The organism is Periweissella beninensis (assembly GCF_016908275.1).
In the GTDB taxonomy this organism is placed as follows: Bacteria; Bacillota; Bacilli; order Lactobacillales; family Lactobacillaceae; genus Periweissella; species Periweissella beninensis.
The window spans coordinates 13,894-26,103 of sequence record NZ_JAFBDN010000005.1 but is presented as its reverse complement, the minus strand read 5'-3'; the positions used below and the strand labels follow the sequence as shown (position 1 = coordinate 26,103).

The 12,210-nt window shown below is 38.8% G+C and carries 18 protein-coding genes; 2 read left to right on the top strand and 16 right to left on the bottom strand.

The genetic code is table 11. From position 1 onward, the window contains the following. Positions 1-13: 13 nt before the first annotated feature. Genes JOC59_RS03110 through JOC59_RS03095 form a run of 4 tightly spaced genes read right to left on the bottom strand, consistent with a single transcriptional unit; the run spans position 14 to position 2,177 of the window. The gene (locus JOC59_RS03110; RefSeq protein WP_338090189.1) at positions 14-562 is read right to left on the bottom strand and encodes a chloride channel protein; all 549 of its coding nucleotides are present in this window, start codon (positions 560-562) and stop codon (positions 14-16) included. Between the two features lie 50 nt (positions 563-612). Beyond that, positions 613-861, bottom strand: coding sequence for a hypothetical protein (locus JOC59_RS03105; RefSeq protein ID WP_205143344.1), 249 nt, complete (start codon positions 859-861; stop codon positions 613-615). After that, positions 855-1,151 carry a DUF7671 family protein gene (locus tag JOC59_RS03100; RefSeq protein WP_205143343.1) on the bottom strand — a complete coding sequence of 99 codons (297 nt, stop codon included), beginning with the start codon at positions 1,149-1,151 and terminating at the stop codon, positions 855-857. The genes JOC59_RS03105 and JOC59_RS03100 overlap by 7 nt, the downstream gene beginning before the upstream one ends. 9 nt (positions 1,152-1,160) lie before the next feature. Then, positions 1,161-2,177, bottom strand: a complete 1,017-nt coding sequence (locus JOC59_RS03095; protein ID WP_205143342.1) for an NAD(P)/FAD-dependent oxidoreductase — start codon at positions 2,175-2,177, stop codon at positions 1,161-1,163. 193 nt (positions 2,178-2,370) lie between these two features. On the opposite strand from JOC59_RS03095, the gene JOC59_RS03090 reads away from it, so the two are divergent. Then, entirely contained in the window at positions 2,371-3,330 is a 960-nt protein-coding gene (locus tag JOC59_RS03090) for a nucleoside hydrolase (RefSeq protein WP_205143341.1), read from the top strand. Positions 3,331-3,505: 175 nt separating this feature from the next. Here JOC59_RS03090 and thiD read toward each other — a convergent pair whose 3' ends face one another. The 8 genes from thiD to JOC59_RS03050 all read right to left on the bottom strand — a co-directional run bounded on the left by thiD (position 3,506) and on the right by JOC59_RS03050 (position 9,387). Beyond that, positions 3,506-4,306 carry a bifunctional hydroxymethylpyrimidine kinase/phosphomethylpyrimidine kinase gene (gene thiD, locus JOC59_RS03085; protein ID WP_205143340.1) on the bottom strand — a complete coding sequence of 267 codons (801 nt, stop codon included), beginning with the start codon at positions 4,304-4,306 and terminating at the stop codon, positions 3,506-3,508. A 69-nt stretch (positions 4,307-4,375) separates the two neighbouring features. Continuing rightward, positions 4,376-5,170, bottom strand: coding sequence for a metal ABC transporter permease (locus JOC59_RS03080; RefSeq protein WP_205143339.1), 795 nt, complete (start codon positions 5,168-5,170; stop codon positions 4,376-4,378). Further along, positions 5,163-5,879 carry an ATP-binding cassette domain-containing protein gene (locus JOC59_RS03075; protein WP_205143338.1) on the bottom strand — a complete coding sequence of 239 codons (717 nt, stop codon included), beginning with the start codon at positions 5,877-5,879 and terminating at the stop codon, positions 5,163-5,165. The genes JOC59_RS03080 and JOC59_RS03075 overlap by 8 nt, the downstream gene beginning before the upstream one ends. Continuing rightward, positions 5,880-6,773: a metal ABC transporter solute-binding protein, Zn/Mn family gene (locus JOC59_RS03070; RefSeq protein WP_205143337.1), complete on the bottom strand. Its 894-nt coding sequence runs from the start codon at positions 6,771-6,773 to the stop codon at positions 5,880-5,882. Positions 6,774-6,776: 3 nt separating this feature from the next. Further along, a complete protein-coding gene (locus JOC59_RS03065; RefSeq protein ID WP_205143336.1) occupies positions 6,777-7,238 on the bottom strand; it encodes a MarR family winged helix-turn-helix transcriptional regulator in 462 nt (153 codons plus the stop codon). A gap of 160 nt (positions 7,239-7,398) precedes the next feature. Next, on the bottom strand, positions 7,399-7,917 hold the full coding sequence (locus JOC59_RS03060; RefSeq protein ID WP_205143335.1) for a nucleoside 2-deoxyribosyltransferase: 519 nt from the start codon (positions 7,915-7,917) through the stop codon (positions 7,399-7,401). 83 nt (positions 7,918-8,000) lie between these two features. Continuing rightward, positions 8,001-8,933 carry an NADP-dependent oxidoreductase gene (locus tag JOC59_RS03055; RefSeq protein WP_205143334.1) on the bottom strand — a complete coding sequence of 311 codons (933 nt, stop codon included), beginning with the start codon at positions 8,931-8,933 and terminating at the stop codon, positions 8,001-8,003. Continuing rightward, the gene (locus JOC59_RS03050) at positions 8,914-9,387 is read right to left on the bottom strand and encodes a MarR family winged helix-turn-helix transcriptional regulator (protein WP_205143333.1); all 474 of its coding nucleotides are present in this window, start codon (positions 9,385-9,387) and stop codon (positions 8,914-8,916) included. The genes JOC59_RS03055 and JOC59_RS03050 overlap by 20 nt, the downstream gene beginning before the upstream one ends. A 79-nt stretch (positions 9,388-9,466) precedes the next feature. Between JOC59_RS03050 and JOC59_RS03045 the strand changes: the two genes are divergently transcribed. Next, positions 9,467-9,838 (top strand): DUF1304 domain-containing protein, encoded by a 372-nt coding sequence (locus tag JOC59_RS03045; RefSeq protein WP_205143332.1) that lies wholly within the window; start codon positions 9,467-9,469, stop codon positions 9,836-9,838. Between the two features lie 123 nt (positions 9,839-9,961). Here JOC59_RS03045 and crcB read toward each other — a convergent pair whose 3' ends face one another. The 4 genes from crcB to JOC59_RS03025 form a co-directional block, all read right to left on the bottom strand. After that, positions 9,962-10,318, bottom strand: a complete 357-nt coding sequence (gene crcB / locus JOC59_RS03040; RefSeq protein ID WP_205143330.1) for a fluoride efflux transporter CrcB — start codon at positions 10,316-10,318, stop codon at positions 9,962-9,964. Next, positions 10,315-10,692 (bottom strand): fluoride efflux transporter FluC, encoded by a 378-nt coding sequence (locus JOC59_RS03035; RefSeq protein WP_205143329.1) that lies wholly within the window; start codon positions 10,690-10,692, stop codon positions 10,315-10,317. Before JOC59_RS03035 ends, crcB begins: the two co-directional genes overlap by 4 nt. A gap of 21 nt (positions 10,693-10,713) precedes the next feature. Further along, positions 10,714-11,568: a 4-(cytidine 5'-diphospho)-2-C-methyl-D-erythritol kinase gene (gene ispE, locus JOC59_RS03030; RefSeq protein WP_205143328.1), complete on the bottom strand. Its 855-nt coding sequence runs from the start codon at positions 11,566-11,568 to the stop codon at positions 10,714-10,716. 402 nt (positions 11,569-11,970) lie between these two features. Beyond that, a complete protein-coding gene (locus tag JOC59_RS03025) occupies positions 11,971-12,207 on the bottom strand; it encodes a Veg family protein (RefSeq protein WP_205143327.1) in 237 nt (78 codons plus the stop codon). Positions 12,208-12,210 lie beyond the last annotated feature (3 nt).

Below are 12,210 nucleotides of genomic sequence, written 5' to 3'. Positions count from 1 at the left end.
ACCACTTTACTTATTAATTAAGCTTCGTCATCGTTTGCCATACAAGGGAACGCTGATTACCATCCGTCAAAATTTCCAAACGATCACCCACTTGTAAAATTAAGTCACCGTTAGGCACCAATTCTTGCTCACCTCTAAAAATTTTTACCAATAAAGCCCCCTTTGGCCAGTTAATATCCCGAACTTGCTTTTCAGCTAAATGACTCGGTTGATTAATAATTATTTCCACCGTATCGGTTTGCCCACGCAATGTTGCTAATTGCTTAGGCACAACAATTTTAGCTAGTAGTGATTCATAAATTGGAGCACCACCTAAGGTATCAGTAAATTGCCAACCAATTGGTATCACTAATAGGAAGGCGATAATTCCGTGATATTGCCGTGGTATCATTCTAAAATACCGGTAAAAATAGTCCGTATGTAGTAAAAAAATTTGATAAAGATAACCAAGTAGCCCTAATATTAATCCCATTAAAAGTAACAGCCAATAACTATTAAGTGGAAAACTTTGTACGTATATGATGCGTAATACTGGTTGCAAGCCAAATATTTGATGAGCAATAAAATTGGCCAGGCTTTAAGCGCAAGTTGACCGTGTAATTGGCCTTCGACTTACGGAATTCCAGACCCCATTGCGTTTGGGGTGTTTTTTAGTAGTTTGCCTATAAAGACCCCTATTAGTAATAACAGGCCGATCATCACTAGGATTAAAGAAGCATTACTGTGAGCCCAGTGATAACCCAGTTGCCACATTTTTAAGCTTTTTTCGATTAGAAAACGAAATGAACTGACAACTATTCCAACACCAATCCCAATTAATATCGCATGCCCTACGACTTGTAAACGTGTTCGATCTAGCATGAGGGCCTCCATTTGGTCACATCAGTTTTGGCGGTCGTCCATCTTTGCATTGGTTGGTAAGCATGGCGCTGGCTAAAAGGCACTGCTGTAACATCAATTACGGCCATCGGTAAATTATTTTCAGTTAGAAAAATCTGACCAAGTTCACTAAATTTACCCTTCGTATGTTTACCTGTGCGCCACACGTGCGCCTTAGCATCTTTTTTAATCACATAATTACCACTCGCATCATTTTCAACTGGTACCGCGGTATATTTAAAAACATCATACGTTTTATTCTTTGCACCCATCTTTAAACCCTACTTTTCAATTTCACCATTAGCAATCTTTAACGAACTAGAATGGATTGGCCCTCGTTGGTTGGGAGCAAATCCGCGGACCGCCGCATTCACGGCTAACGGGCCTTCTCCAAAACCAGTTGCTATTAAATCAGTTTTCCCTTGATATTGACTAACATCCCCAATCGCAAAAAGACCGGCTACATTGGTCATCAATTCTTGATTTACTAGGACATTTAAGGTTTTAGGATCCTGTGCTACATTAACTGACCAAGCTTGTAACATTTTGTTTTCCGAAATAAAACCGTAGCTGATAATAATTTCATCAACAACGATCACTTGCGTTTCATCAGTTCTGAGTTTTTTTAATGTCACTGCTAAGCTACCATCTGCGGCCTGGGTGATGCTATCAATTAAATACGGGACTGTTTTAATAATTGTCGAAGCCTTAAGTTGGGCAACACTATGCTCCAACGCTCTAAACTGGTCACGGCGGTGAACTAAATAGGTCTGTTTAGCAAGCGCGTTCACTTGAAGCGCTAAATCAACGGCCGAGTCCCCACCACCCGCCACTAAGACGCGCTTCCCTTGAAATATGGCCGGTTGGTTAAGGGCATAATGGATATGCTTTTGGATTGCTGGTGTCAACGTACCATCAAAAGGGAGTCGACGCGGTTCAAAACGGCCTTTTCCTGTCGCCATAATGACGGCCTTACTTTTTGATATTCCTCGGTTAGTCGTAATAATAAATTCATTAGGGGCTGGATTAGTAATATCTGTCACTAAGGTCGCCAATTTAACTGTCGTTTTAAATTGTTGTAATTGAGCCACCAAATTTTTGACTAATTGTTCCCCTTCAACGGCTGGATAACCAGCCACATCTAAGATATTTTTATGAGGGTATAAAGCGGTAATTTGCCCACCTAATTGTTCTAGGCTTTCAATTAGTTGTACTTTTAATGACCGTAAATTAGCATAGGATGCCGCAAAAATGCCAATTGGGCCACCACCAATAATTGTTAAATCATATTCTTCCATAGCTATTGCCCTCACTGTTTTTTGTATTAATTACTATTTTACGCTTTTTTTAGATTGTTGCCTATATCATTAGTTATCACCTAATTTAGATTATGCCAACTAGTTTGAAATAATGGGGCGAGTTAGGTAAAATTAAACTAATGACGTTATTGTCACCTATATATTGTTGGATTTGGAAATGGAGAAATAAGACATGGCTCAAAAGAAAATGATTCTTGATCTAGATACTGGTATCGATGATGCCTTAGCATTAGCCTATGCAATCGCTGATCCGGCGGTTGATTTAATTGGTATCATCAGTTCATATGGTAACACCTTGGTTGAAACAGCTGGTAAAAACTCATTAAAGCTGTTAGAACTTTTAGGACAAACTGACGTACCGGTATTTTTAGGAGAAAGTCATTCAAGCACGACTGATCACTTCGATGTTATGGAAATTTCACAACTAATTCATGGTAAAAACGGAATTGGTGAAGTTGAATTACCAACAGCCAACCGCGCCCTTGAAACCCAATCAGGGGTTGACTTCTTAATCGAAGCTGCACATAAGTATCAAGATGATTTAATTTTAATCCCCACTGGTCCAATGACTAATTTAGATGCGGCAATTGCCAAAGATCCTAGTATTGCTGAGTTAATCGGCAATATTACCTTCATGGGTGGCGCCCTAACGGTTCCTGGTAATGTAACGCCTTTCACCGAAGCTAACATCAACCAAGATGCCGAAGCGGCTGATCGGGTTTTCCGTTCACCTGCTAAAATGACCATGATTGGTTTAGATGTTACTTTACGTACTTTGTTAACCAAAAATGAAACTAACCAATGGCGCCAACTTGACACAAAAGCAGGGAAAGCATTTGCTGATATTGTTGATTTCTATATTGATGCTTACTATAACTTAGACATTGATAAAAACGGCTGTGCCTTGCATGATCCATTAGCTGTCGGTGTTGCAATTAATCCAGCTTTTGTCACCACGCTTGCGCTAAATATGAAAGTAACCCATGATGGGGCGGACTATGGCCGGACAATTGGTGATACGGACCGGCTCCATGATAAGCGTATTAATATGCAAGCCGCTGTCGGTGTTGATGATGTAGCTTATCTTGCTTACTTCATGCAATTATTAACTGACTTATTTAAAAAGAATTAGTTTCAACCGAATACTTATTAATTAACAAATAAAAATGGTGCTGTAATTGCTTTATTGTTGTTGGTAATTATTCAACAACAAATATATGCATAAAATAAAAAAGGGTCGAATTTTAAAAATTCGGTCCTTTTTACGCTACTCTTATTTACCATGTAATAAACTTAATATTTTTAATTTATTTAGCCCAATGATTAATTGGACCATATTTATGGGCAACCGCAATTTCTTGTTCAATCGCTAGATGGACATAGTCGTGGGCACGCCTAATTGCTTCGGCGATTGGCGTATGTTTAGCCAATTCAGCGGTAATCACGGCTGAAAGCGTATCACCGGTACCATTAACTCGCTGTGTCGCCACATACTCATCTGCCAACCAAAAACTTTGTTGATTTTCTAACAGGATAAAATCACGCACATCATCTGTCTTCCCAACTGGATGATCCCCTTTAATAACAACATTTTTAGCGCCTAAATCTTGTAGTTTATGTGCAGCGGCAATCGTATCCGCCTCGGTAACAATCTGCATTTCTGCTAATTTTTGAGCCTCAAAGAAATTAGGAGTAATAACCGTTGCTAGCGGTACTAATTCATTTCTAAGAGTTGCAAAAGCCGCTTCTTCGAGTAACATATCACCATGCTTTGTATAAATTACCGGATCGACGACCAGCGCGCCAAAATCATACTTTTTTAAATTTTTTACGACGGTTCTAATCAATGTACTATCTGCTAACATGCCTGTTTTAGCGGCTCGTATGTGATAATCCGCAGCTAATGTCGCAAATTCTTGATCAATAAAATCAGTCGGCAAATTGATTGCGGCGTGAATTCCATACGAATTACCCGCAACAGCTGCAGTTAGAATACTCGCTCCATAAACTTGATGCGTGAAAAAAGCATGCAAATCTGCCTGCATCCCCGCACTACCATCACTGTCTGAACCAGCAATTGTGACGACTTGTGGAAATTCATTAACCATTCCCTTAACCTCACTTAATTATTATTACTGCTTAATTTAGCGTGTTTTTATCATACTTGCAACTATTTTCTAATTATTTTGTAATTTATTCCAACTAATACCGATAAAATATAGGGCGGCTTCAATGGCTGCGATGAAAAAACTAACCGGTAAATTAGTCCAATAACTTAATGCCAGACCACACCATACCCCGATCAACGCAAACACGACGGCCCAACAGATTAAGCCACTCGTACTTTTAGCAAAATATTTAGCTGCTGCCGCTGGAATTGTTAATAAGATAAAAATTAGCAGTGATCCGACAACTTGTGCGGCAATCGACACACTCAACGCCACAATAATTAGAAATATAATCGTGATATTCCATGAAGCCATACCACTGACCTTTGCACCAATACTATCAAACGACGAAAATTTCATTTTACGATAGCTAACCAGCATAATCACTAATACCGCCAACGCTAACATTATCATGCGTTGAATATCTTGCTGGCTAATTCCTAAGACCGAACCAAATAAGATATTTGTCGCATAACTAGCATTTTTATTCGACAATGATAAAAATAAAATCCCCAAACCGATGGCCAATGCCGAAATACTACTCGTTGCCGCTTCCCGCCGGGCTTCCTTTAATGATAATCCGCCAATTGCCATGGAACTAATGACCGTAAACAATAGCATTCCTAGCAGAGGACTCCACCCGAGAAAAAGACCGAATGCGGCGCCCGCAAACCCAATTTCACTTAGGGTATGTGATAAAAATGATAATTGGCGCGCCACGACGAAAACACCCACGAAGCCACTAACAATCGCAATCAGTGTCCCCGCCATAAAGGCATTGCGCATAAATTCAAACTCAAACATTAAGATGCTCCTCTCCACACGCAATCTGATTTTCACCACTCGCCATAAGTTGCGTCGTATCTAGGTTCGCCATCGCCCCTGTCACACCACGCCCATTTTGAATTAATAAATAATGGGTGCCATACTGTTTGGCCAGTGGTAAATCATGGGTGACAAAAATCACCGTTAATTCATGTACTTGTCGGTAATGCGCCACCAAATCCAATAATTCATATTTCATCACATTGTCTAAATTCGCTGTTGACTCATCTAAAATCAAGAGTTCCGGTTGATTAACTAAGGCTTGGGCTAGATAGGCTTTTTGCTTTTCGCCACCCGAAGCAGTACCAAGTCTAATATTGGCTAAGCTGGTTAGCTCTGTTTCTGCTAAAATATTCGTCAATTTGTGCTTTTCCAGTCGACTCAACCAAGGACGCATACTAGTGGTTAACCCTAGCGCTACGAAATTACGTAAACTCAACGGGTATTCACTATCGATATTTCTAAATTGTGGCACATAGCCCATTGTCTGGGCGTGATTGACAATCTTACCCTGATTGGGTTTCAGTTGCTTAAGTAATGTCCGCAAAAAAGTGGTTTTACCAGCGCCATTATCTCCCACCACACATAGAAAATCCCCGCGGTTTATCTCTAAATTAATATCATTAAAAACTTGTTTATCTGGAAAATTAACCGCTAAGTTCTTAATGCTAATTATCGTCTCCATCAATTACTCCTTTTGAATTTTTTCAATTTGCCGTAAGTTTTGTAGTTGCCAACTTACATAATCTAACCCTGTGGGCAATGTTTCCGTGACCTTCACGATTGGTAAATTATTCTTTTTCGCTAGTGTTACCACTTGCTTTACAATATTACTAGTTGATTGGGTATTCTCAACTAAAAATTGTACTTGGTGCTTTTTGATCTGTTTTTGTAACTGATGATAGACTTGGGGTGTTGGATCATTACCTTCTTCAACCGCCATAGCAAATTTAGCGTTAACAACTTGATACCCTAACGCTTGTAGCATCAAATTATACACTGGTTCACTGACAATCACCTGATTATGTTGCCCATTTACCGTTAATTGCTTCAGTAATTGTGTTACTGGTTTTAGTTGATTAATATATTTTTGGGCGTTTTGTTGGTATTCACGCGCATGCTTTTTATCCATTTTACTAAACTTAGTAGCGAGTGCCTTGGCCAGTTTAATCATATTTTGTGGATTATTCCAAACATGCGGATTACTCCCCATTGGCTGCTTAAGCACATCTTGCCCTACCGTTATTTCCTTATCCGGTTGACCGGTTGCTTTAACCAATTTGCTTAACCAGCTATCATAGCCTAATCCATTCGCCACCACCAGATCAGCTTGTGCGACTAACTTGGCCGTTGCTGGCTTGGCTTCATACTCTTCTGGTGAAACACTTGAGTTATGGATAATGGCCGTCGCGGTTCCATGCTTGCCTAAGACAGTTTGGGCAACTTGCGCGTAGAAATCAGTTGTTGCCACGACATTAATTTGCTTAGTACTATTTTTAGTTTTAACACCACTACAACCTGCTAAAACGAGCACCAAACATATTACTCCTAGCAGCCATTTTATCTTAATCTTATCTCGCATCTACTATTTCACATCCTTAAATAATTGTCCGATATCACCAATGAATTTTTGAATAACGACTAATTCATCTTCTGAATACTTATCAAACACGGCCACTAAGCGGGCATTGCTTTGCATATGTACCGTAACATGGGTTGCTGCAACCAGGCGGCCCATTGCCGTTAACTCCGGATAACTAATACGGCGATCATTTTCATCACGCCTACAAATTAAATACCCTTCACGTTCTAACACTTTAATTATCTTCGTAATCGCTGGTTTAGAAACATTCATTAACACGGCTAGTCTACTATTAGTTAATTTCCCTAAGTCCGCTTGGTCTAATAGCATTAAAATATGTGCTTGGGTTTCATTAACCTCTTCATTAATTGATGCATTTAAAAATTCAGTTTTCGTAGTCATCTTACGGATAAAATACTTTAACTGCGTTTGAATATTAACAATTACCTTTGCTCGATTTGTCATCTTGACCTCCCAGTATATAGTTAACCGATTAATTAACCAGTTAACTATATCGATATTTTTTTAAATTGTCAAGATTTTTAATAATTAAGCCGTGGTAAAATAAGAAAAACGTGATTGAAATTTAAAATTTCGCTCACGTTTCTAACTTTTTTAAATTACGTTAAATAACTGGTTTAGCAACTAGTTTTTTCGGTAAGTTAATGAAGTCATATTGACTTAAGTTATTAGCAATATCAGCTTGCCCCCAAAAGAAAGCGGTGTAAGCTTGGGCTAACATTAAGTTCAAAGGTTCATCATCTTGGGTAAACTGCACAATGATTACGGGTTTATGGTTAGCAATGGCATAACCAATTTCAAACATGGTTCCTTCATCCGGCCGTGGATTACCACCTTCAACATCAAAATCTAGCATCGCAACGACAGCATCCGCTTGATTGATCGCTTGAATATCGGCATGATAAGTTGCATTTTGCCATTGTGGTGTCTTCATCGCTTCTACTAATGAACCATTCCCAAATTCGGCCACAATCGCATCTTGTTGGTGTTTTGCGGGTTCAAAAACATAACCCACCGTTGGATTTTGATCTAAAACAGCTTTAACCGTTGCTAACCGTTCATTTTGACCATCAGAGAAAAATGGCCCTGCTAAGTAAATTCGACTTTGTAAACCTGTTTGCATAGCTAACATAACCTTCAACTTTCATAATGTACCTTAATTATGCAAGAAATACCCGAACATTACAATCATTTTTTACTAAATAATCAGTCAATATTAATAATTATCTTCCCACGAGCATGATGACTTTCGCTTTTACGGTGAGCAGCCTGAATTCCCGCGGTAGTTAAATCAAAAGTACTATCAATCACTGTTTTTAACTGGCCACTACTTAATAACTCACCTAAATAGGCTAATTCTTTACCATTTGGTTGTAGCCAACCGTATATTACCGTTTGGGCCGCAGCCAGTTGCTCGCTAGTTGGTTGTTTAGTAATCGTAACCAACTTACCTTCGGGTTGTAAGATTGCTAAGCCGCCATCAATATCGCCAACGGTATCAAAAACCGCATCATAGTCAGCCAACACATCTGTAATTTTATTTTGATGATAATCAATTACAATATCTGCACCTAATGCACGCACAAAATCATGATTATGCGCACTGGCGGTTGTGGCTACTGTCGCCCCCATTATTTTGGCTAACTGAATAGCAAATAAACCGACACCACCAGCACCCCCTTGAATTAACACTTTCGTACCAGCAGTTACTTGTAATTTATTTAACATTTGTAACGCTGTTAGTCCTGCTAATGGTACACTGGCTGCTTCGGCAAATGAGACATTCGCTGGCTTAAGAGCTAGTTTATCTTCTTTAACGGCGACATATTGCGCATACGTGCCCCGGCGCCCATCATTATAAATATCAGGCCGTGCAAAGACGGCATCACCGACTTTAAAATCCTTGACCTCACTCCCCACTGCGGTAATGATTCCAGCGACATCCCAACCTAAAACAACTGGAAATTGCCAAGCAAACATCTTTTGCATCAGTCCTTCGCGGGCTTTCCAATCAATCGGATTAATACTAGTTGCTTTAGCGTGTACTAAAACCTCATCATTCGCAATTTCAGGTACTGCTAGCTCACCGACAAACAGTTCATCGGCGCTACCATAATTATTAATTTGTGCTGCTTTCATCGATTCGAAACTCCTTTGTAATTAATGTTAATAGTATCTTATTCAACTTATTTTGATTTTCGATAATATTTGGTAAATCGTGTTGTGTTTTTTCACTAAATACCGCTTGTACTTGACTTAAACGACCCAAAATAAGTTCAAAATCATGCCGATGCGTCTCATCAATCGTCAATAACTTGACCCGCTTATCATTAGGATTTTCAATTTTACAAAGCCACTGTTTTTTTACTAATTTTTGAATCACTGGTGTTAAGGTGTTACTTGACAAATCGAGTAACTTACCAATTTCCATCAGTTGTGTTTCCTGATGGCGCCAAACGATTAAAATACTTAAATACTGTAAATAGGTTAAATCAAAGTCTTCTAAAACACTTTGATATAAGCGGTGAAAATAGCGATTCGTGTTATAAACTGATAAACAAAGTTCATCGTATAATTCATTATTTTTATCCATAGTGTATCCTAGCCTTGATTATATATCGTGCACGATATATAATAACATTAACAATTATTCATGTAAAGGAAACTTATTTATGTCATTAATTTCAACAATTTTAGTTACGATCGTGGCACTGGAAGCATTAGGTATTATGTTCCTTGAAATGTTTGGATCACCAACCAAACTCGCCCAAGCTTTTTCGATGCCCTTAACCTACACACAATTACCCAATGCGCAAATTGCGATGAAAAACCAAGGCTTATATAATGGCTTTATCGGGATTGGTTTATTAATAAATCGGTTTATCTTCCCTACTAATATTCATTATTACGGTAGCCTACTCTTTGTTATTTTTGTCGTAATTGCAGCGGTCTATGGTGCTCTGAGTGCCAAAAATCCTAAAATTATCTTAATGCAAGGAACTCCGGCCATTTTAGCCTTACTAGCTCTCTTACTTTTTAAATAACATTTAGCTAGGCATTACCTACTACGCAAACAGCGGATGCATCAAAAAGACCACTCGTTTAACACTAAACGTAACTAACTGGTCCTTGATGAATCCGCTTTTTTATATATCAATCAATTTATCTTAGCCTAATAGTTTACCTAACTGCCAACCAATTATGGCTAGCAAACCGCCACCGAGATAACTACTTAGCAGATAGGCCATTGCCATTTTCGGTTGGTCACTATTTTTAAGTAATATAATTTCGGTATTAAAGGTGGAAAATGTCGTATAGCCACCAATTAAGCCCGTGCCAAAAATTTTATAAACCACTGGGGTACTATTTAGGCCTAGCAACATCCCTAGTAAAAAACTACCACTCAAATTAATCACAAAGGTCGCTAACGGAAAGACTGTTTTTTGCTTTTGCTTCACGATCTGGGTTAACACATAGCGGATAATTGACCCCACGGCTGCCCCTAATCCAATCATTAATATCATCGCTGCTCTCGCTTATTAAATTGCTTGGCTACCAGATAACCTAAAAATGCACAACCAAGCCCACCGATTACCGTCGTAAGAAAGTAACTCAAAAGTCCAGCTTGGTTTTGTGTAATCATCTTTAGCATATCAATATTAAAGGTGGAAAATGTCGTATACGAGCCGACAAAGCCGGTCCCTAAGCCGACGGTGAGCCACTCTGGCCAACGGTTATTGGCAATCGCATAATAGGTTAATAGCGCTAATAAAAAGCTCCCACTCAAGTTAACGAGAATCGTCCCGTTATAACTTAACCATTCACCTAATAAGTATCTGAGTGTTCCCCCAAAAAATGCAAAAACACCGATACTAATGATATTTTGTGCCTTAAACATGTTTTACATCTCCATTGATCATTATCCTAATGTTCTTACTAAATAGGTTTCACGGCAAAACCCCTTCATTGAATTATACACGCGTTGCGCTCGTGATTGTTTCTCACAAATACCAAAGACTGTCGGTCCAGTCCCACTCATCTGCGCAACGTTTGCCCCATAAGTTAGCATTCGTTCTTTAAGCTGCATAATCTGATTATGCTGTTGACAAGTAACCGGTTCTAACACATTACCCATTAACTGATACATTTGTTGATATGCTTGATCATTAATTACTTGCTTGAGCCTTGGCGTATTAATATGTTTTAATTTAGCATGATCGATTTGTCTCAAAATAGACGGTGTTGAAACACTAATATTGGGCTTAGCTAAAATAACCCACGCAGTCGGTAGCTTCTCGAGTAATTCAATCTTCTCACCTTTTCCGTGAACATAGGCGGTTTGTGAGTACACACAATATGGCACGTCAGCATCAATATCCAAGCCCAAAATCGCTAATTGAGCCAAGCTTAAATTAAGGTCCCATAGCTTATTCAACCCCCGCAACACGGCAGCTGCGTCGCTAGATCCGCCACCTAACCCGGCTGCAACTGGGATATGCTTCTCGATTGAAATCTTTACACCTTGTTTAATTTTAAAGCTTTTCTGTAATAACTTAGCTGCTTGATAAACTAAATTACGACGATCATTTGGTAAAAAGCCCGTATCATTTAGCACTTCAATGCGCATCGTATGATCCAAAGTTTCAATCGTAACATAGTCCGCCAAATCAACTGAGGTCATTATCATTTGCCATTCTTGTTTGCCATCGGCATGATTAAATGGTGTGTCTAAACTTAGATTAATTTTAGCAGCTGCTTTTTCAATAATCTGCATATTCATGACGCCCTTTCTGCCAACTATGGCGCATTTATATTAAAATTATACAAAAAATCAGTTGCCGCTGTCACTAATTATCTAAAACCAGTACGATTACGCCCAACAGCTGCTAAGAAGTAATACTTAATTATCGGAACCTTGGCTAGCGTTTGACAACAAATCCTTGATTAAAAAAACCTGAGCGACCACAATTCAATAAAAATTGTGGCCGCTCAGGTTTTTGCACTATCTTTTTCAACAATGACTTTGTCAATCAGCTTAATTCATTGCCAATTGCCAATTGTCATTTTGATATCCTTATTTTAAAAGCTTTACATATACGATATGTTCTACCAAATTGTTTGCAACAATAATTTGGCTAACTAATACTAAGTAGATAGGTTACGCCTTAAAGGCGACTTAATCCGCAAAAGAAAGTTCAATATTTTGGGTTAAGATATCAGTATAGCTATATGATACAGTTTCTACTGAGCTTTGTGTTTTATCATAATCAACAACAAAAACTGCTGGATAAGTCTCCCGCAAAACGCCTGTTCGTTCAGTCGTTTTTTTGCGGCCGGCTTGCGCAACGACGGTCATTTCCTGCCCAAGATGAGCATCTAACTTCTTCTTTATACTTGCTAATGTGCTTGGCATTTT